17 protein-coding genes and 1 pseudogene are annotated in these 21,904 nt (G+C 30.6%); 17 read left to right on the top strand and 1 reads right to left on the bottom strand.

Annotated elements, in window-relative coordinates:
- Both L872_RS05100 and L872_RS05245 read left to right on the top strand, forming a co-directional pair.
- On the top strand, window positions 1–1,480 hold a 1,480-nt coding region (locus tag L872_RS05100; RefSeq protein WP_169729890.1), incomplete at its 5' end, for a BspA family leucine-rich repeat surface protein.
- Window positions 1,481–2,359: 879 nt separating this feature from the next.
- A pseudogene (locus L872_RS05245) lies at window positions 2,360–2,638 on the top strand (hypothetical protein); the annotation flags it as partial.
- A 180-nt stretch (window positions 2,639–2,818) separates the two neighbouring features.
- Here the strand turns inward: L872_RS05245 and rpmB are convergent.
- Window positions 2,819–3,019, bottom strand: coding sequence for a 50S ribosomal protein L28 (rpmB, locus tag L872_RS0101215; RefSeq protein ID WP_027063072.1), 201 nt, complete (start codon window positions 3,017–3,019; stop codon window positions 2,819–2,821).
- Window positions 3,020–3,210: 191 nt separating this feature from the next.
- On the opposite strand from rpmB, the gene L872_RS0101210 reads away from it, so the two are divergent.
- The 15 genes from L872_RS0101210 to L872_RS0101140 all read left to right on the top strand — a co-directional run bounded on the left by L872_RS0101210 (window position 3,211) and on the right by L872_RS0101140 (window position 21,878).
- The gene (locus tag L872_RS0101210; RefSeq protein WP_027063071.1) at window positions 3,211–3,522 is read left to right on the top strand and encodes an Asp23/Gls24 family envelope stress response protein; all 312 of its coding nucleotides are present in this window, start codon (window positions 3,211–3,213) and stop codon (window positions 3,520–3,522) included.
- A 50-nt stretch (window positions 3,523–3,572) separates the two neighbouring features.
- Entirely contained in the window at window positions 3,573–5,228 is a 1,656-nt protein-coding gene (locus L872_RS0101205; RefSeq protein WP_027063070.1) for a DAK2 domain-containing protein, read from the top strand.
- 62 nt (window positions 5,229–5,290) lie between these two features.
- Entirely contained in the window at window positions 5,291–6,292 is a 1,002-nt protein-coding gene (plsX, locus tag L872_RS0101200) for a phosphate acyltransferase PlsX (RefSeq protein WP_027063069.1), read from the top strand.
- A 3-nt stretch (window positions 6,293–6,295) separates the two neighbouring features.
- Window positions 6,296–6,985, top strand: a complete 690-nt coding sequence (rnc, locus tag L872_RS0101195; protein WP_027063068.1) for a ribonuclease III — start codon at window positions 6,296–6,298, stop codon at window positions 6,983–6,985.
- Between the two features lie 17 nt (window positions 6,986–7,002).
- Window positions 7,003–7,791: a pyrroline-5-carboxylate reductase family protein gene (locus L872_RS0101190; RefSeq protein ID WP_027063067.1), complete on the top strand. Its 789-nt coding sequence runs from the start codon at window positions 7,003–7,005 to the stop codon at window positions 7,789–7,791.
- A gap of 120 nt (window positions 7,792–7,911) precedes the next feature.
- Complete coding sequence (locus L872_RS0101185; RefSeq protein WP_027063066.1) at window positions 7,912–10,881, top strand: AAA family ATPase; 2,970 nt, start codon at window positions 7,912–7,914, stop codon at window positions 10,879–10,881.
- An 85-nt stretch (window positions 10,882–10,966) separates the two neighbouring features.
- Entirely contained in the window at window positions 10,967–12,151 is a 1,185-nt protein-coding gene (gene ptsS, locus L872_RS04495; protein WP_051418411.1) for a phosphate ABC transporter substrate-binding protein, read from the top strand.
- A 25-nt stretch (window positions 12,152–12,176) separates the two neighbouring features.
- Window positions 12,177–14,294: a phosphate ABC transporter permease PstA gene (pstA, locus tag L872_RS04490; RefSeq protein ID WP_084340169.1), complete on the top strand. Its 2,118-nt coding sequence runs from the start codon at window positions 12,177–12,179 to the stop codon at window positions 14,292–14,294.
- 20 nt (window positions 14,295–14,314) lie between these two features.
- Window positions 14,315–15,139 carry a phosphate ABC transporter ATP-binding protein PstB gene (pstB, locus tag L872_RS0101170; RefSeq protein WP_027063065.1) on the top strand — a complete coding sequence of 275 codons (825 nt, stop codon included), beginning with the start codon at window positions 14,315–14,317 and terminating at the stop codon, window positions 15,137–15,139.
- Window positions 15,140–15,150: 11 nt separating this feature from the next.
- Window positions 15,151–15,861 (top strand): phosphate signaling complex protein PhoU, encoded by a 711-nt coding sequence (gene phoU, locus L872_RS04485; RefSeq protein WP_051418410.1) that lies wholly within the window; start codon window positions 15,151–15,153, stop codon window positions 15,859–15,861.
- Between the two features lie 121 nt (window positions 15,862–15,982).
- The gene (locus tag L872_RS0101160) at window positions 15,983–17,839 is read left to right on the top strand and encodes an MAG1210 family protein (RefSeq protein WP_027063064.1); all 1,857 of its coding nucleotides are present in this window, start codon (window positions 15,983–15,985) and stop codon (window positions 17,837–17,839) included.
- A 47-nt stretch (window positions 17,840–17,886) separates the two neighbouring features.
- On the top strand, window positions 17,887–18,549 hold the full coding sequence (locus tag L872_RS0101155) for a LemA family protein (protein WP_027063063.1): 663 nt from the start codon (window positions 17,887–17,889) through the stop codon (window positions 18,547–18,549).
- 434 nt (window positions 18,550–18,983) lie between these two features.
- On the top strand, window positions 18,984–20,135 hold the full coding sequence (gene nagA, locus L872_RS0101150; RefSeq protein WP_027063062.1) for an N-acetylglucosamine-6-phosphate deacetylase: 1,152 nt from the start codon (window positions 18,984–18,986) through the stop codon (window positions 20,133–20,135).
- Window positions 20,136–20,146: 11 nt separating this feature from the next.
- Window positions 20,147–20,956: a MurR/RpiR family transcriptional regulator gene (locus tag L872_RS0101145; RefSeq protein ID WP_027063061.1), complete on the top strand. Its 810-nt coding sequence runs from the start codon at window positions 20,147–20,149 to the stop codon at window positions 20,954–20,956.
- An 85-nt stretch (window positions 20,957–21,041) separates the two neighbouring features.
- Window positions 21,042–21,878 carry a class II fructose-bisphosphate aldolase gene (locus L872_RS0101140; RefSeq protein WP_027063060.1) on the top strand — a complete coding sequence of 279 codons (837 nt, stop codon included), beginning with the start codon at window positions 21,042–21,044 and terminating at the stop codon, window positions 21,876–21,878.
- The last annotated feature ends 26 nt before the right edge of the window (window positions 21,879–21,904 follow it).

Below are 21,904 nucleotides of genomic sequence, written 5' to 3'. Positions count from 1 at the left end.
TATTGGCGAAGTTACTGATGTCAAATTTGCAATTGAAACTGTTGTTGCTGATCATCTTGATGTCACACCAATTTTAGATAAAATTGCTAAGTTAGAAAATCAAAATTTTAAAGATGAAAGTGCTTTGAAAAATGAAATTGATGGACTTATTGAAAATGAGTTGATAACAGCAAAAGTTACTGAAATAGCAAAATCAAGAGCAATTAGTAAACATAGCTATCAAGTTGATTTGAGCTCAACTAGTGAAATGTTGATTTTAGATAATAATGAATCGTTAACAATTAGTGTAACTTTTGGACAAGCAGATAATTTAAGTGATGTTATTACTAATAGGGATTTAGGTAAACTAGAAAATTCTAATCAAGAAACTGTTGTCAATAAGTTAGTTGAAAAGAATTCTGAATTGAAAAAGGAATATATTAAAGTTGAAATTACTACAGTAAAAGCGACTGAAACAACAAATTATATTGTTAAGGTCAGTTCAACAAATCCAGATATTTACAGTGGAGAAGTTAGCGACGTTAAGTTCTTTACTGAAAAAAAATCTTATCAAGGAGGTCTAACACATTATATAGATGTAACTACCAATGAAGTAAAAACCGTTCAAGGACCAGCACCTTACGGGGTAACTGAAATTACTCAAATTGGATACGATAGTAATTTCAAGGCATATCAAATGCCTTCAACTATTGTTAAAGTGCCAAATTGAATATCTTCAGAAATTACGAGTTTGAAAGCTATGTTTGATAGTTGTCAAAATTTCAATCAAAGCATTTCAACTTGAGATGTATCGAATGTAACTGATATGAGTTATATGTTTAGTCGAGCTGAGAAATTTAATAAAAATATTTCAACTTGGAATGTATCGAATGTAACTAATATGACTTATATGTTTCATTCTGCCAAAAATTTTAAGCAAGATCTTTCAACTTGGAATGTATCGAATGTAACTGATATGAGTTATATGTTTTATGAAGCATTGATATTTAATGATGATCTTTCAACTTGAAATGTATCAAATGTGACTAACATGAATTCTATGTTTGCATATACTCAAAAATTTAATCAAGATCTTTCGAATTGAGATGTTTCAAGTGTAACTATAATGGCTAGTATGTTCTTCAGAGCACAAGTTTTTAATCAAGATATTTCAAAATGAGATGTATCGAATGTGACTAACATGTATGGTATGTTTTATGAAGCTATAAGTTTTAATAAAGCTCTTTCGAATTGAGATGTTTCGAATGTAACTGATATGAATTCTATGTTTTATGGTGCTAAAATTTTTAATCAGGATCTTTCATCTTGAGTTGTTTCCAATGTAACTAATATGAGCTATATGTTTTTCAATGCTGAAAAGTTCAACCAAAATATTTCCAATTGAAATGTATTAAATGTAAATAAATACGAAAATTTTAACACTAATGCGAATTCTAAGTGAGTTGCAAATACTGCTTATCAACCAAAATTTAAACAATAAGTTCACTGGAAAAGTAACATATTAAACTTCAAATTGAATTTGCTTGCTTTAAAATTTAAAAAAAGCAAAAATCTAAACAATGTTGATTGCTAATAATCTTAGCAATCAACATTTAAAGGAGAAGTATGAAAAACACTAATTTTATTAGCAACAATTGGATTATCAGCAACGACAACAACTTCAGTTGTAGCTTGTGGAAGCTCTAAGCTGATACCATTGAATTTGAAAAACTAGCCTTTACCGAAGCCCAAGATTTTTTTTACTATTGAACTAGCAGTTAATTCTAAAATATTCAAAACTTAGATAATTTATAAGCAGTTAAGCAGAAGTAAAACGGCAATCAAATGCTGATGTCTATATTATCTACTACAAACTTTTAAGTTTGTAGCTTTTTTTCTTTTTAAGTTACTGTGTCAAATCGTATTCTTTTAGAACAATTTAGGTCTATAAAAGTTTTTTTAATTTCTAATACTTTTTGAAGAAAGCTATCCGTATTTTTGGTATACATATATATAATAAAAATTACCCTCACAAAGAGATTAACTAACTTTTTGCCGAGGCTATTTCATAACTTACATTTGACACTTTTTGTAAAAAAACAGTTTAAAATACCTATTAATACTATGGATACTTTCGAAAATTAAAAATAGAAAGAATGTATCTTAAGTGTACATATAGGTAAAGATTATGGATGAAATCAATAAAGAGTTTCTTCGATTAAATTTAAAAGATGATTTTCATGTTTCATTTACAGTTAACGAAGAGATTACTAAAGAACTTTCTCGCTTAGATGACAAAAATAAAAAAAGAGTTATCAAGGAGATCAAAAAAATTGTTGAAAATTTTTGTAAACTAAATTTAAATATCGAGGGGAAAATTATGACTCAAAATGAATTTCAAGTTAAAGTGCTAAGTGAATTAAAAACTATCTCTTTGAGACTACTAAACGTTGAACAACGTTTAGACAAAGTAGAACAACGTTTAGACAAAGTAGAACAACGACTAGACAAAGTAGAACAACGACTAGACAAAGTAGAACAACGACTAGATAGGGTTGAGCAGCATTTAGACAAAGTAGAACAACGACTAGATAGGGTTGAGCAGCGTTTAGATATTCTTGAAGAGGATGTTAAAAAACTTAAAGCGGATGTTAAAAAACTTAAAGCGGCAGTCTTTAAATAGTATTAAAATATAAGTATCAATTTAAAAGAAATTTGCGTTTCTTAAAAAGAGCATTAATGCTCTTTTTTTTACTAAAGTTTGTGACATTATTTTTTAAAATTAATTCACAAAGTAGTTAGGCAATAAAAAAAGAGCTTTCGCTCAATTATTTTTTTATTAACCTACAACTTTATCTTGCTTTTTAAGAGTTCTTAAAGTTCTAGCTGAAACTTTAATTGTGAAAACTCTACCGTCTTCGTCCATTACTTTAATTTTTTGTAAATTTAAATTTCATTTTCTTCTGTTAGCGTTTAAAGCGTGTGATCTAGAGTTCCCTGAAAGAGCACCTTTACCAGTTAATGTATCTTTTCTTGCCATGTTGTTTCACCTACACTTTTCCTTTTATATACTTGTAAATATTACTAAATATATTTAATAAATACAATACTTAAACCGCTCTTTGTAAATATTTTTTCAAAAAAAATAAAATCCCGACATTTTAGAACTATTTCATATTATTTAATATATAGAAATATGCTAAAATAAATAAATGAAAGTCAGGTGATTTTGTGAATAATATTGATAAGTCAGTTATAAAGGTTATCAAGGACGCTGTTGTAACAGTTCCTGGGGTAGCATCGTTTGCTAATTATAATGCCGAAAATACTTCAGAACTTCCTTCACGTGATATTGATAATGCCATTGAATTCACAAACACAGACAACGTAACACGTTTTAGAATCCATGTGGTTTTAATTCAAGGAGTTAACATTAGAGATGTAATGAATGAAATTCAAATTCGTGTGAAATATGAATTGGAAAAAATTTCAAAATTTACTGTTAAATATATGGTCGATGTAGCCATTGATGATTTAATGTAATTTTAGTTTGTAAAATGTAAAAATAAAATAAATATTTAGGTGAAGAGAAAATGGAAAAAATAAATTTATTAAAGGATATGATTACGAGTGGTGTAAATAACTTGTACAACAATTATCCTCATATTGACAAGTTAAATGTTTTCCCAGTACCAGATGGAGATACAGGGACTAATATGAATCTAACTGCCAATAATGGTTATGATGATGTTAAAGATAATCATTATGAATCTATTGGGGCGTACTTATCAGCTTTTTCAAGAGGACTTATTATGGGAGCAAGGGGTAACTCAGGAGTTATCTTTTCGCAAATCGTTAAAGGACTATCAAGAGGAATGCAAGATTCAACAGAATTAAATGTTGAAGAATGACAAAATGGATTTAGAGAAGCTAAGGAGATTGCTTATAAGGCAGTTATGAAACCTGTTGAGGGAACAATCTTAACTGTAATTCGAGAAATTAGCGAAGCAGCTGATCAAATTGATTCAACAATCGACTTAAAAGATTTTTGAAATCAAATTATTGAAGCTGGAAATGTCTCACTTGAAAATACTCCTAATCTTTTACAAGCTTTAAAAGATGTTGGAGTAGTTGATTCAGGAGCTTATGGGCTAGTTAAATTTTTAGAAGGAATGAATAGTGTTGTTCAAACTGGAGAAATTATTGAACGTCTTTCAAAACTAGAAACTAATGAAGGTGGAAACATCGACATGGAAATTGAAGGAGAATTTGGATATTGTACTGAGGGAGTAATTATTTTAAATCCTGAGTGAATTGATAAGTTACAAATTAATACCATTCGTGATCAATTACAAGTTTACGGAAATACTTCAATGGTAGTTGTTATTGATGAAGATATTTTGAAAGTTCATACACATGCTTTATCTCCAGGACAAGTACTGATGTTTTTACAACAATACGGAGATTTTAAAACAGTTAAAGTTGAAAATATGAATTTACAAGCTGATAAACAAGTTCAAGGGGGGAACCCTAATGTCAATAAAGCATGAAAAGAAACTACAAGCATTAAAATTGAACGTAATCTTAAAAATGCTGTTGCGACAATTGCAGTTGTTTCTTCAGAAGAAATGAAACGTTACTTTGAAAATGAACTAGGAGTTGATTTAGCAATCAATGGAGGTTCAAAAATGAACCCGTCGACAAATGATTTCATTAAAGCAATTGAAGAAGTTGATGCTAAAACAGTCTTTATTATGCCAAATAATAGCAACGTTTTATTAACTGCTAAACAAGCAGAAAAAGAAGAAACTAAATCAAAGATTTATGTTATTCCAACAAAAACAATTCAACAAGGAATGGCTTCAGCTTTAAGCTTTGATCCAAGTGCTTCATCAATTAGAAATAGTACAGCATTATCAAAAGCAATTAAGAACGTAACTTCATTTAGCGTTTCTAAAGCAGCTAAAGATTCTGTTGTTGACGGAATTAAAGTTAAGAAAAATTCACAAATGGCAATTGTTGATGGGAAAATTGTGGGAACTGCATTAACTCTTAAAGCATTGTTTGAAAAAGAGTTAGGAAAATGTATTACTTCTAAAACAGAAATCTTAACAATTTTCATTGGTCAAGACGCTGATGCAAAAAGTGTAAGTGAACTAAGAAAATATCTTGATGAAAACTTTGATGTTGAATATGAAATCGTTGAAGGTGGTCAAAAAATTTATAGTTTCATTATTGGAATTGAATAATTTAAAACCCCTATTTTTTAGGGGTTTTCCTATATAATAAAAAAGAGAAAGAAGGGTCTAATATGTACAAAATTGCATTCGACGTAATGGGTTCAGATAAGGGAGCAGCAGTTGCCATTCAAGCAGCAGTTGAATTCTTGAAAACCAAAGAAAACTTAAAATTAATCTTTATTGGAAATGAACAAGAAATTAAGGAAGCTTTAGCTGCAAACGGAGGTTTAGATGAATCTCGTTATGAAATTTTACCAACTACAGAAGTGATTGACATGGATGGTTCAATCATGGATGTTCGTCGTAAAAAAGATGCATCACTTGTTAGAGCATTAGAACTTGTCAAAGCTGAAAAAGTAGACGCCATGTTAACTGGTGGAAATTCAGCTGCCTTTATTGCGGGGGCACACTTTATTTTAGGAGAATTTGAAGGAGTAAATCGTCCAGGATTTATGCCAACAATGCCAACCTTAACTCCTGGAGTAACAACTTTAATGTTAGATGTTGGAGCAAATGTCGAAAATACTGCTGAAGACTTATTAGCATATGCTAAAATGGCCTCAATTTATTCTCGTGAAGTCCAAGGCATTAAAAATCCTCGTGTAGGATTAATGAATATTGGGGAAGAAGCTTCAAAAGGTCGTGATTTACAAAAAGAAGCTTATCAACTATTAAAAGCAGATAAAACTTTGAACTTTGTAGGAAACATTGAATCACGAGAAATGACAACTGGTGTAGTTGAAGTTTTAGTAGCTGATGGTTATTCAGGAAATATTGCTTTAAAAGCGATGGAAGGTATGGGTAAAAATATTTTAAGAGGGATCAAAGAGTCACTAACAAAAAATTTATATCGTAAATTACATGCTTTAGCATTAAAAAAAGCTTTTAAAGAATTCGGTAATCGTTTTGATTATAAAAATTATGCTGGGGCAATCTTAATTGGTGTTAACGGAATCATTTTTAAATCACATGGTTCAAGTGATGTACAATCATTTAAAGCAACTTTGAGAATGACTTTAGAAGCAGTTGAAAATGACGTTTTAACAAAAATGAAAAAAGGTATGGCTGAGTAAGATATGACAATTCAAGAGTTTTTATTGAAGTATGGGATTGTTCCTAAAAATAATCGCTTATATGAAGAAGCAGTAACACATAATTCTTATGCTAATGAAAGTCATTTGAAATATACTTACCAACGTTTAGAATTTTTAGGTGATGCAATCTTACAAATGTATGTTAGCAAGTATTTCTTTTTAAACTATCCTAAAAGTGCTGAAGGAATTCTAACTAAGAGCCGTTCTAATGTTGTTCGAGAAGAATCACTAGCAACTGTTGCTCGGGAAATTAACTTAGGTAGAATCATTCGTTTGGGTCAAGGTGAAATAAATTCAAAGGGTTATGACAAGGATTCAATTTTAGCAGATGTTTTTGAAGCTTTCACAGCCGCAATTTATTTAGATCAGGGTGAAGAAGTATTGTTAAAGTGATTAACAACAACTTTATTTGTGTATATTTCACGACCAGATTTTATGAAGCAAGTTAAAGATCATAAGTCAGAATTGCAAGAACTCTTGCAAGCAGATAATCGTCGTGATTTAAAATACATTGTTGAAAAAGAACGTCATATCGAAAAAGACAATCGGACAGAATACACCGTATCAGTTAATTTATCAGGGCAAAAGTTTGGCTCAGGAAAAGGATTTTCTAAACAAGAAGCTGAACAAAATGCTGCCAAAGACTGTTTATTAAAAATGAAAAAGGGTTAATTTCTCAAAGGAGTCTTATGAAAATTTTATTTATTGGAGTTGGGCATATGGCTGGAAGCTTGATTAAAGGAATTAGTAAAGCTACAGACAAGTATGAAATTTATATCAATAATCGTGAATCAACGCTTGCTAAAGCTAATGAATTAAATGTCAAGCCATTAATTAATTTAGCAGATATTGTAACTGAAGGAATTGGGATAATTGTTTTAGGTGTTCGTCCAGCGCAGTTAGCAGATATTGCTAATACTTTAGATAATCTGGACTTAAACAATGTAACACTAGTTTCAATGTTAAGTGGAGTTTCAACAACTAAAATTTCTCAAACATTTACAAAACATTCTAACTTAAAAATAGTTCGTATTATGCCAAATATTAATGCAAATATTGTAAAATCGGTAACAGGAATTTGTGCTAATCAACAAGGAGAACAATCTCTTGAAATAGTTGTCGATATTTTTAACAACTGTGGAAGTGTTGAAAAAATTGCTGAAGATGTGTTCTCAGAGTTTACAATTAGTGGAGGTTGTACACCCGCATACATCTTGTATTATTTAAAGGCTTTTGTTGACGCAGCTGTTCAGTCAGGTTTAGAGTATGAAACAGCTTTAAGAACTGTTATCGGATCGTTTGAAGGAACAATTGCTAATTTAAAAACATCTTCAAAATCCCCTGAAACAATAATTAATGAAATTTGTGTTCCCAATGGAGTAACAATTGAAGGAATTAAGGTTTTTGAAAATAATGGTTTAGAAAAAATCGTTTTAGAAGCTTTTAAACAAGCTTTAGAAAAAGATAAAAACCACTAAATATAAAGGGTTACACCTTTGTATTTTTTTTCGCCAAAATTGCTATATACAATAGATGTTTTGATATAATTAAAACAATAAGTTGAATTTTTTGTTTGACTAAGTATAGGAGATTTTTACATGTTATTTTTACGACAAATTAGAGCACACGGATTTAAATCATTTGCTGATCCGACAACATTAGACTTTACACATGACATGATCGGGGTTGTAGGACCCAATGGATCAGGAAAATCAAATATTACCGACGCGATTAAATGAACTCTTGCTGAGCAATCAGCAAAATCATTGCGTGGATCAAGAACAGATGATTTTGTCTTTTCAGGAAGTTCAGATCGTAAAGCTGCAGATTTTGCAGAAGTTACGTTAGTTTTTGATAACCAAAAAGATACATTTTCAACAATTGATACTGAAATTGTTGAGATTACACGTAAGTTTGTCAAAAAAACTCGTGAAAATGAATATTACATTAATGGTCAAAGAGTTAAAACACGTGATATTCAAGACATCGCCTTAGAAACAGGGTTAACAAAATCAAGTTTAGCAATTATTTCACAAGGAACAATTTCTAATTTTGCCGAAGCAAAACCTGAAGCACGTCGTGAAATTTTTGATGATGCTGCTGGAGTTGCAAAATATAAAAAACGTAAAAAAGAAACATTAATTAAATTGATTAGAACTCAAGAAAATTTAAATCGTTTAGAGGATATCACTTCAGAAATTGGCCGTCGTTTACCTTCTTTGGAAAAACAAGCTAAAAAAGCTGAACTATACAAAGAAAAAATTCAGGAATTACAATCAATTGAAATTTCAATTTTAGTAAAAGATATTAAAACAATTAAGGCGCGAATTCAAGAATTAAGTTCTCAACGTAATGTAGTTCAAGAAAAAATTAAAACATTATCAAATGAAATTAACTTATCACAAGAAGAGTTTGATTTAATGGTTAATGATTCATCTTCATCAGAATTAGAAATTAATCAATTAAATAATAAGTTTCAAGAAATTATTCAACGCATTGGAAACTTAAAAGTTAAAAAGCAAGAAGTTGAAGCTCGTGAAGCATCAAAAGTTGATACTAAAGATGCTGATGAATTTAAGGCGATTCAAATTAAAAAACAATTTGAAGAAACAAGAGTTCAAATGTCTTCAGAAAAAGATAAGGCTTTTAGATTAGAAGCTCAAACAAATGAATTAAAAGAACAATACGATTATTTATCAGCTAAATATAACAATGTTTATGATGAAATTGAAACAATCAGAAAAAATATTAGTCGAATTCAAATTCAAAAAGAACATAATGAAAATCAACGTCAATCAAGTCAATATGGAGCCAATCAAGGAGCCGATAATGTTATTAAACATGCTAATAACATTGGTGGAGTTATTGGAACATTATTAAGCTTAGTTAAAGTTGAACAAAATTATCAAACTGCGATTTCAGTTGTTGCAGGAGCATCAATGAATTCAGTTGTTATGAAATCAAATGCTGATGTTAAGCGTGCAGTTGAATTTTTAAAACGTAATAATGCTGGACGTTGTACATTCTTACCATTGGATTCTTTAAATCCTTCAGTGATTCAAGGAGCTCAAAGAGCTGCAATTGAAAATGCTCGTGGATTTATTGGAATCGCTAATGAGTTAGTTTCAATTGATGCTAAATACCAGACAGCATTGGATTATGCTTTAGGAACAATTATTGTTGTTGATACTTATGATTCAGCAATGGCTTTAGCAAAAAGTATTAATTATCGTTTTAATATTGTTACTTTAGAAGGTGAAAGAGTTTTACCTCATGGAGCAATTGTTGGGGGAAAAAGTCGCTCACAAAATATTTTCAGTAATCAATCTCAAGCTCAATCAAACTCTGAAGAATTAGAACAAACTTTAGCAAGATTAGATGCTAAGGAAATTGAAAAAACTCGTGAGCTAAATGATTTGAAACTTCAACGTGATCAATTACGTGATAATTTAAATGATAATCAGGCAATCATTAGAAATGCTAAACAAAATATTGAACAATACCGAATGAAAGCTAATGAGTTTTCTGAAGATTACCGTATTTTGACTGGAAAAGATTTATTAGGAAATGCTCAAGATGATTCAAACGAATCTGAATCAATTAAGCTTTCACGTCAAATTGCCAAATTAGAAAATGAACGAGATGAAATTCAAACACGATTGAACTCATTATCAACTTCTCGTAATAAGTATGTTGATCGTCAACGTGAATTGAATGAACAAAATTCTGGAAAACGTGCTGAGTTAGATCAATTAAAAGATCAATCAGCTGCTGTTAGCTCAGAATTAAGTGCTTTACAAGAACGCTACGTTGTAATTTTAAAACGTCTAGCAGAAGGTTATGGATTGACTGAAGATGCAGCCTTGGAAATGGAAACTAATGCAATTGAAAACGAACAATTCGCTCGTGAACGAATTTTAGTTTTAGCATCAGAATTAAAAGATATTGGTAATATCAATATTGATGCAATTGAAGAATTTAAAGCTGAAAAAGAACGTTTTGACTACTATGACTTACAAGTTAAAGAAATTCGTGAAGCAGCTGAGAAACTTCAAAGTATTATTATGGATATTGATATCGCAATGGAAACTCAATTTAAAAAAGTTGTTGATGATGTAAATGCAGCTTTACCAGAAGCATTTGCCAAATTATTTGGTGGGGGAACTGCAGAATTAATTTATACAGATCCTGAAAACATTTTGGAAACTGGAATTGATATTAAAGTTAACCCTCCAGGTAAAAAAATTAGTAACTTGAACTTGCTATCAGGGGGAGAAAAATCACTAGTAGCATTATCAGTGTTATTCTCAATTCTAAAAGTTAGACCGTTACCATTAGTTATTTTAGATGAGGCTGAAGCACCGTTAGATCCAGCAAACGTTGAACGTTTTGCGCGTTATATTAAACTATTTACAAGTGAAACTCAATTTATTGTGGTAACTCACCGTGAAGGAACAATGGAAAATTGTGACGTTCTATTTGGAGTTACTATGGAAACCAAAGGGATTACTAAAATCGTTAAAATTAAACTTGTAGATGCCAAAGAAATGGCAACAAAAGAAGACTAAGCAATTGCTTAGTTTTCATTTTTTTTGGGTATAAAATTTATATTTTTGATATAATAAACAAGTATGAAATTACAGGAGATCAGACATGAGTAAGAAAATATTTTTAGTGATTGTCGCTTTTTTAAGTGCAATTATTGGATTATGAGTCTGGACATTTGTAGCACCAAGCAACTCAATTAGTATTGGGGGCTCAGCTTCAGTTGACCCGCTAATGCAACGACTAACTAATAATTATAAAAAGAATAATAAGACAAAGTTTTCGTATAGTTCTACTGGATCTGGTTCAGGAATTAAAAACGTTAAAAATGGAGTTTATAAGGCAGGATTTATTTCAAAAGCAGTTCCATCAACTGATAATACTTTCGAAGAATACAATTTGATCAATGATAATTTGGAATTCTTCTTAAATGAGCAGCAAACTGATAAAACCCAAGATGGCTATTATAACTACATAGTTGAAAGTCGCGAAAGTAAATCTAATGATAAGGAAAATATGCATTACGTAACTTTTGCTAGGGATTCAATTGTGTTTATCTATAATATCAAAGGTTTAAATTTTGAACCATTTGTTCAAAAACTGGAATTTGCAATTGCTTCACCGAAAGTTCTTGAAGGACACCAAGATGAGACTTTGCCAAAACTTGATTCACAGGCAATTGAAATATTGAAGCGAATTTATGAAAATGAATCACCAAATACTTTGTGTACATGACAAGAACTAGCATATATTTTAGCTGGAGAAGATGAAACTTTAAAAGCTAAAGCAGCAAATGTTTCAACAAAAAGAATTATTCCGTATACAACTACTCCAGGTTCAGGAACACGGTCATCATTTCAAACAATTACTAATAATCAAGTAACTCCAGGAATGGCGTCACATGCATATAATTCAAATGGGGCAATTTTTTCACAAATTAACTATTCGGCAGGATCATTTGGATACTTATCAATGAACTATGCAATTAATACTCGTGATTACAAAAAGTTTTCAAATTTAAAAACGGTAATAATTAATAAAGATGGTGTCGAATATAACATTGCTGATATTAATCAAAATAACTGAGAAAACTATCCTTTATACCGCCCATTTATTGGTTTGTTTAAAAGTTCTTATCAAGAATTAGAATTAAAAACAATCACTAACTTTATGTACTGAATGTCAAATTCAAAAGATGTTGAAGACATTTATGAACATGAATATTTAATTAAGGTATTAAATGCCCAACCGATTAAACAAAATGAAAACGTATTACTGAATGAAAAAAATTAAATCGTTTTCATAGAAAGAGGACAGAATGACGGAAACAACGAAACTCCCTGATAATAATCTCTCGATTTCAGGAAAGCGCAAAAACCCTCGTACAAAAACTCCATTTGCTGGTAAAGTAACACAAACATTTGTCTACACTTTCACCGCAGTTGTTGCAATTATTTTATTAATATTAGTGGTTTTTGTGGCTTTAAAGTCATCAAAGCTATTTGAAAATACGAGTTTTTGAGATTTTATTTTTAAAGGGAAATGAGATCCTGAAAATAATATTTTTGGAATTGGAACGATTATTGCAATGACAATCATGTTGCTTTTAGTAGCAATGGTATTTGCAATTCCGATTACAATTTTTTCAACATTGTTTATTTCAGAATACTTGTCGAAAAAACATCAAAAAACTGTAATGACAATTGTTAAATTACTAGCAGGAATTCCTTCAGTAGTATTTGGATTATTTGCTAGAGAACATGTAGGAGCACTCTTCCGTTTGATGGGAGCACCTTCAAATGATAATTTAATGGTCGCAGGATTAACCATGGCCTTTATGGCAATTCCAACAATGGTCAGCTTAAGTTATAATGCTGTTCAAGCTGTTCCTGAAGGATACCGTTTTGGGTCTTTAGGATTGGGAATATCAAAAGAAAAAACAACTTTTTCAATTGTTAGAAAATCTGCTTGAGCAAAAATTATTTCGGCAATCATCATGGGAATGAGCCGAGTAATTGGAGAAACCATGGCAATTATGATGATTGCTGGTAATTCAACTGGTGGTTTTAATACTACTGAAGGAATTAGTGGATTTTTATTCTCATCAATTAGAACACTAGCAGCAACTATTGGGTTGGAAATGCTAGAAAACAAAGGTCAACTTCATGAAGCTGCATTGTATGCAATTGGATTATTCTTATTCATATTAGTTTTCATAATTAACTTATCAATTTTGGTAATCTCAAATATTGATAATTGAAAACGTAGTCGTCGTGCAAAACAAGAAGAAAAAATGGTTGCAGCCGGAAGAGTTTCAAAAGTTGCCCGTAATTATCGTAAGTATTCTTCATATGAGCTAATTGAAATTGTTAACAACAGGTCAGAAAATAAAATGTGTAAAAAACTTTATTCTGGATCATTAATGGTAGCAATGTGAATTTCAACCGCATTAGTGATTTCGTTTACATTTTGAATTTTAGGAACAGTGGCCATTCGTGGACTAAGTGGGTTAGTTTATGCTGATGCCTTTGTGTCAATTAACGGCCAAGCAGGAATTTTTGCAGCCTTGTTAACAACTGTTATGCTAATTATTGCAACGTTAGTATTTGCAGTTCCTTTAGCATTAGGGACCGCGATTTATTTATCAGAGTATTCACGTTCAAGTTCTAAAGTTGTTAAAGTTCTAAGATTTTCAATTGGATTATTGGCATCTACTCCATCGATTGTATTTGGGATTTTTGGACTATCGGTATTCATTGTTTGAATGAAAATTCCGTTTAGTATTTTAGCAGCAGCTTTGACGATGACAATTGTTGTTTTACCGATGCTAATTTCTAACTTTGAAGATGCTTTAACATCAGTTCCTCCGTCATATCGTGAAGCTGGAGCAGCTTTAGGAATGTCAAAAGTTAAGCGATTATTTAAAATTGTTTTACCAAATGCAATGGAAGGTATTATTACCGGAACAATATTGGCAATGGCAAGAATCATTGGAGAATCAGCACCAGTGTATCTAACTTTAGGAACCGCAATGCAAATGCCAACTGAAGGATTCTTATCAAGCGGAGCAACTTTAACTACAGGAATCTATATGTTGTCAGCTGAAGCTGGACCAGGTCGGGGAGAGGCAATTGCTTATTTAATGTCATTAATGACAATTGTTTTAGTACTAACATTGAATTTTACTAGTGGTCGAATTTCAGCTTTAGTAACAGGAGCAAAAAGAACGCCATTAATAATCATTATACGTGGGCAGATTTCAGCAATTAAGCATTATGATTACAAAGTATCATTTAAACGCAAGTTTAATAAAGTTAAAGCTGTATACATAGTGTTTAGTAATCGCCTTAAACCAAATGTGATTAAACAAAAATGAAGTAAGTGAAAGACACGTCGAAAAGCTTATAAAAAATTGAAAAAGGGAGACAAATCGTAATGAAAGATAATGCTACAGAAATGCTAGATCAAACTTTAGTAGTACCAACTCCAGAAAAAAAACGTCCAATTGCCTTATCAAAGCGAGAAGATGTCATTAAAGTTAAGGATTTTAATTTCTTTTACAATAAAGGAAAAAAACAAGCATTGTTTAATATTAATATGAATATTAAAGAAAACTCAATTACAACTTTTATTGGACCATCAGGGTGCGGAAAGTCAACATTACTCCGTTCAATTAATCGAATGAATGATTTAGTTGATGGTTCAATGATTAGTGGTGAAATCAAAGTTTTTGATCAAGATATTTATGAACCAGGAATCGATGTTGCAAAGTTGAGAACTGAAGTTGGAATGGTTTTTCAAAAAGCAAATCCGTTCCCATTATCAATTTATGAAAATATTGCTTATGGGCCAAAAACTCAAGGAGTTCGTAACAAAAAAATGCTTGATCAAATTGTTGAAGACTCGCTAACAAAAGCAGCGCTTTGAGATGAAGTTAAAGATATTTTGAGTTCACCAGCACTAGGATTAAGTGGTGGGCAACAACAACGTTTGTGTATTGCTCGAGCAATCGCAATGCATCCCAAAATTTTATTAATGGATGAACCAACATCAGCATTAGACCCAATTGCAACATTAAAGGTTGAAGAATTGGTATTAGAACTTAAAAAAGAATATACTATTGTTATGGTAACTCATTCATTGCAACAAGCAACAAGAATTAGTGACATGACAGGTTATTTCTTAAAAGGAGAGTTAGTTGAGTATTCAACAACTAAGCGTTTGTTCACTAACCCCAAAGATGAAAGAACCGAAGATTATATTTCAGGAAGATATGGATAGGAGGAGTTTATATGTCATATAATAAAATATTAGACCGTGATTTGAAGCAGTTAAAAGACAGTATTGAAGATATGATTTTAGAAACTAAAGTCCAATATGCCGAAGCTTTTGAAGTTATCAAAAGTGGAGATCCAAACTCAGCTGAAATGATTTTAGATCATGACAAAATTATTGATAACATGCAAAATGAATTTACATCAACAGCGTTATGAAAAATTGCTAAACAACAATTAGTAGCAAAAGATTTACGATTAGCAGTTGGGGGAATTTTAATTTCTCGTGAAATTGAGCGAATTGCTGATTACGCTAAAAAAATTACCAAGTTTTATGTTCAATATAAACCAACTAAAAAGTATACCAACTCAATTGTTAAAATGTTTCAAATTATTATTGATATGCTAGATGCAATTTCAGCAATCTTTGAAGCTTATTCAGTTGATAATGCACGAGTTGTATATGAATTAGAACAATCATTAAACAATGAGTTTAAAGAAGTTTATAAGTATTTAATTAAAACTTTACGTAAAGTTGAAACTAATGAGGAAGCTGAAGAAATTGGAGAAGCGATGAAGCAAGTTAAAAACTTGGAACGTGCTGGAGATCATCTCTTAAATGTTCAAGAAATTGTAACTTTTGTAAGAACCGGAAAATTTGAAGATGCTTCACAAATTCAAGAATTGATTGAAGAACAAATGAGTTTTACAGCTATCTTGGAAAAATAGTCGCTAATAAAAATTTAAAAAAGTTAAACCTTGTGTTTAATTTTTTTTGTTTTTAAATCTTAGTAAAATTTTTAAATCTTATCAAGTAAAATATTTATAATAGCAAGGAAATAGGTGAGCCATGAGTAAATATCAAGAAATCGAAGATCCTGTTAAATCTTACCGATCTCAATATCAACAACAAGCAGACAATAATACTAAAGACTACTTTGATAACTTGGTAAAGATATCCCAAGTTGATATCGAAGCTAATCGTCAAACTGTTGATAAAATTAACAAACTAATTGAAAGCATTTCGCAAATTGAACGTAAGACTGCTAAACTACGTACCCAAAAAACATTGTTAACAGTATTAAATATTCTCCTACTAATTGGGGGAATTGTCGGAATTGTCTTGGGAGTTGTAAATCGTACCACTTGAGCACCCGGATTAATTGCGGGAGTTATTGCAGGGAGTGCGCTAGCACTGATTAGTATTTTAGGATTTTGAAGCATAATTAAAAAGAAAATTAATCCTAGAATTTACGACAATAATCTTCAACGCGAAAAACTTGAAAGTCAAAGACAAGAACTTGAAAATGAAGCTTGAAAACAAATGTATAATTTAAATGCTTTGTTTGAATATGATGATACTGCTAAAATTTTTAATAAAACTTTACCCTCAATTGCATTTGATGGTTATTTGACAACTAACCGCTTACAACAATTTCTTAATCGTGGTGTTGAAGATTATGCTGCTGATCCAGACACAAGCGTAATTTTAGCGCAATCAGGAACAATTGGAGATAACCCGTTTTTAATTTTAAAAACTTTGGCAAGAGAAATCATTGGCAAAACTTATAAGGGAACATTAGTAATTACTTACACAGTATGAGTTCGTAATTCAGAGGGAAAAATGGTTTCCCAATTAAGAACGCAAACGTTGGTAGCTTCGGTTGTTAAACCTTACCCAAATTACAATGTTGAAAGTCAATTAATTTTTGCCAATGATGCTGCACCCAAATTAAATTTCTCAAGAACGCCAAATAAAAAAGTTAATTCAGAAGACAATAAGAGTTATCAGAAGTTTATTGAAAAACATGCTAAAAAAATTGATAAGGCTGCGGCTTCAGCATCATTGAAGGGATCAAATTTCAATGTTATGGCTAATAAGGAATTTGAAGTAATGTTTAATGCACTAGACCGTAATCATGAAATTCAATTCCGATTATTATTTACTGCTTTAGCCCAACAACAAGTGCTTAACTTAATTAAAAATTCTGATCATGCTTATGGAGATCACTTTTCTTGAAATAAAGTGGGAAATTTAAATTATCTATTTAGTCCAATCTTGGAAAAAGATTTGGCAATTTATCCAAATCGTTATGTTTCTTATGATTATGAATATACTAAAAAAACCTTTATTGATTTTAATAATCAATATTTTAAAGATGTGTACTTTGCTTTGGCACCACTATTAGCAGTGCCATTGTATCAACAACTAGCAATTGATGATAAATATGCGTTTAAGTTTAGTGATCAAATGTCTAGCTGAGAATTAGAAATTTTAGCAAATGGTCATGACAGTGAACTTAAACGAGCAATTGCAAGTGACACGAGTGTAATTATTAAAACTCAGGTTATTGACTCAAACCAGAATGGTCAGGAAATTGAAGCATATGTTAGTGGTTATGAAGCTCATAATCGAGTTGACTATATTCCAATGATGGGAAGAGATGGTTTCATTCATAATGTTCCCGTTCCATGAATTGAATATATTCCAGTTTCAACAGTTAAAAATATTGTTCTTCAAACAATGCCAGATTTAAAACGTAGTGAATACATTAAAATTCTTGACAATGATCAACAGCAAGCAAATGAACAATATAACATTAGACGAGAAGATATTAAAATATACAACAAACGCATTTCAGTAATTAAAACTGACGATAATAGCGAAAATATTTATGATTACTTTAATAAGACATTTAAGTCTTAATAAATAATTGTATAATCAAGATAACATTTAAAAGGAGAAGAAACTATATGGCAAATGAATTAGATGAATTAACAGGTCCTACTAATCAAGAGGGACGTGAAATTAATGTTATTAATAAACAACTTAAAATGGAAGTTGGAACAGGATCATTAATATTTGAGATTGTTTTATGAGTATTATTTATAATTCCGGGATTAATTTTCTTAATGAAAAAAGTTAAGGCAAGAAACTATTTAAGCCAATTGCAACAACGTATCAATGGAGCAGCTTCAGAAATTGATTCAATTATGGAGCAAAAAGTAATTATTTTAAGTGACGTGGTTAACCTAGTTAATCGCTCAGTTGATTTGGATAAGTCAACATTTATTGAAATTGCTAAACAACGTTCAGGAAATCATTCTGATGCTGAAAGAAATGAACTTTCAAAACAACTAGATGTTAACCAAAGAAACATTAACTTAGCTTTTGAAAATTACCCTCAATTAAAATCTCAAGATACTATTATGAATGCAATGCAACAAAATAGTTATTTACAAAGAGAAATTACTGCAGCTAGAACTAACTATAATGATTTAGTAACAACTTGAAATGAAAAAGTTAATACTTGACCTTCATATAAAATTGTTGCAGCTAAAAAAGGATACACAACAAGAATTCCGTTCATTACTTCAGCTGAAATGAAAGAACGCTCAAGAGAAACTTTCTTTTAAGAAGTTTATTGATATAACTATAAAAATCATGACACCAGGAAGCTGGTGTTTTTTTTGATTTCAAACGATATCTATTAGTAGTAAAAATCAAAGTCCCTTTTCAATAACGCTAATTAATCACTAAGATTAAGCATAAATGCATGTGCTTGTTTAATATAAGTTTTAGCAATATGAAAGATAATATCGGTTAGAGAAAAGATTTACTCTCATAATGATAGAATTACATTGTCAGGATTAAATTCATAAGTTTTTAAAAGCCTTTAAAAGTTGAGAAAGTTATGTCTTAGCAATATTTAGAGTTATTAAAGAGCAGTTTATGTATTGCTTCCATAGTCATTTTGCTCCGTTGTTAGGAAATTCAAATACTTTGGCCCAATAAGCTGTAATAAAAATAAAAATATGAATTGTTATAATAAATTCGTAAGGAGACGAACATGATTATTAAAAATGGGAAACTTGTATTAGAAAATGCCATAATTGAAAACGGAACAATTTTAATTAAAGATAATAAAATAGTTGATATTACAAATTCTAGGATTGATGTTATTGACGAAGAAATTATCGATGCTGAAGGGAATTGAGTCTTACCAGGGTTTATTGACTGTCACGTTCATGGTGGTTATGGTGTGGATTTTGAAACGGGAAATGAACACCGTTTTGAAACTTTTGCTCAAAGTGTTGCTCAAGAGGGGATTACTAAATATATTCAAGCTTCAGTCACAAATTCGTTAGAAGATAATCTTAAATACTACGCTGAGTTTGGTAAGTTTATGAAGAACGGTAATCATGTCGGTGCTAAATGTTTGGGGGCTCATATGGAAGGTCCATTCATATCTCCAGAAAGAAAAGGGGCACATGATGCTAAATTTTTAATGCTACCAAATATTGAACTTACCAAAAAGTGAAATGATTTATGTGGAGGAAATATAAAAATAGTTACCTATGCTGCGGATTTACAAAATGGGGATTACACGACTTATTTAGTTAAAAATAATATTCTTCCATCAGTAGGACATACCGATTTAATAGCTGCAGAGTTTGAAAAAGATCGACTTTTAGGCGCAAAGCATGTAACGCATTTATTTAATGGGATGAGCGGTGTTGATCAACATAGACCGGGACTTGCGACAGCGACTTTAATTAATGATGATGTAATTGCCGAAGTAATTTCTGATGGCATACACTTAAAGCCTGAAATACTGAAATTAATTTATAAAGTAAAAACAGCGGATGGCATTTGCATCATTACAGATTCAATGAATGCCAAAGGGTTAAAAGATGGTGAATATAAAATTGGGAATTTGGATGTAATTAAAAAAGGTATTGAAGTTAGATTAATTTCAAATGGTTCACTTGCAGGAGCAGGTGCAACATATGATCATAATGTTAGAACTTTTAAAGAAATTGCAAATATTCCAATGACAGAATTAATTAAAATGACTTCAATAAATATTGCTAAACAATTAAATATTTTTGCTGAGACGGGCAGTTTAGCTAAAAATAAGCTTGCCGATATTGTTATTTTAGATAAAGACTTGAAAGTTAAAAGAACGATTGTTGAAGGTTGCACTGTTTTTAAAAGCTAAAGGAGATAAAAATGAAAAACGAAGATTTTATGTTAAAAATGAAAGAAATTGCCAACAATGATTTTGGAACAATCAATTATGCAATTTATGACGCCATTTTAAAACATACAAATGAAATTGCCAATATGAGTTTAGAACAGTTTGCAAAATTATGCTACACATCAAAACCGTCAATTTTAAAATTTTGTTATAAGATTGGCTTATCAGGATATTCTGAATTAAAATTTATTATTAAAAATAATATTGATGCTAAGGAAAGTTTTAACAAAGAACTAACTGTAGTTAAAGAGTTTAAAGAGATTGATAAATTTAGATTGAAATATACTAATTTAAATAAAAAGTATTTGGATTTATTGTTAGAAAATTATGATCAGGCTAATGATAAAATTCAAACGCTTGTAGAAAAAATAATTAATGCTGATGTTGTTTATATATTTTGTGCTAATCTAGCATATTATGCTTCTAAAAACTTTTTGCAAAAAGTCAGATGACTAAAGAAAAACATTATTCTAGAAAACGATATTAATTTAATTGAAAGTTACATTACGCAAATGCCTAAAAATAGTGTCACTATCATTATTTCATTGTCGGGATTAAATCCTCATATGCTACAAATTTCTAATTGATTGGGTAGTGAACAATATAGCTTTGCCATTTCAGGAAATGATGGTAAGTTAATTAAACAAACAACAGATTATTTAAGCATTCCCGAAATTGAAAATGAGTTATGAGATAATTACTCATTAAGAGCACAATATGTAGCAAATTTTTTTGATTTCTTGTTTGTGCAAATTGAAAAACAGTTTACTTTGGTAAAGTAGTTTTACTCTAGTAAATATAAGCTTTTCAATACAATAAAGTCCTATTTTCGAAAACTATAATCAAGTTGAGAAAAGAGGACAGAAAATGAAAGCAAACTTTAAAGAAGAACTTTTAAAGGCAAAGGCCGGCAAGTATGCAATTCCAGCGTTTAATTTTGATAATTTAGAAATGGCTAAAGGAATTATTGCAGCAGCAGAAGCAGAAAACTTTCCTGTAATTTTAATGGTTACCGAATCAGCTGCAAAATATATTGGATTAGAGTATGTTTACGCAATTGGAAAGATAGCTGTTGAACAATCGCAAGTGCCTTTGATTTTTCATTGAGATCATGGTTTTGATATTGAGTTAATTAAAAGAGCCTGCGACAATGGTTTTAGTTCAGTCATGTTAGATGCATCAACAAAATCATTTAAAGAAAACGTTAAACTAACAAACGAAATTGTTGACTATGCCCATGCTCGTGGAGTATATGTTGAATCAGAAATTGGGCATGTTGGCGGAAAAGAAGATGATAGAGATTCTAAAGAAACTAGTTTCACTGATGTCAACGAAGCTATTGAATTTAATAAATTAACAGGTATCGATGCACTAGCTATTGCAGCTGGAACAGCACATGGAGTTTTCAAATCAAAACCCAAATTGCAATATGATTTGATTGAAGAAATTGTCAATAAACTATCTACTCCAATTGTGCTGCATGGCTCATCAGGAGTTCCTCATGAGGATTTACAAAAAGCAATTAGTTTAGGAATCACTAAAATCAATATTGGAACTGATTTAAAAATTGCTTATGCAGAGGCTTTAAAAACTTGATTTGTTAAAAATCCCCAAAAGTTTGATGCCAGACAATTTGGTAGTTTTGCAATAGAGGCTGTTAAGAAAGTTGCAATTGAAAAAATCAAGGTTTTTAAAAATCAATAATCAATAACAATGTAGCTAGAATTGGC

It is taken from the genome of Mesoplasma seiffertii ATCC 49495 (assembly GCF_000518725.1).
GTDB lineage: Bacteria > Bacillota_I > Bacilli_A > Mycoplasmatales > Mycoplasmataceae > Tullyiplasma > Tullyiplasma seiffertii.
Note: the sequence above shows the minus strand (reverse complement) of the source record. Positions and strands in the feature narration are given on the sequence as shown.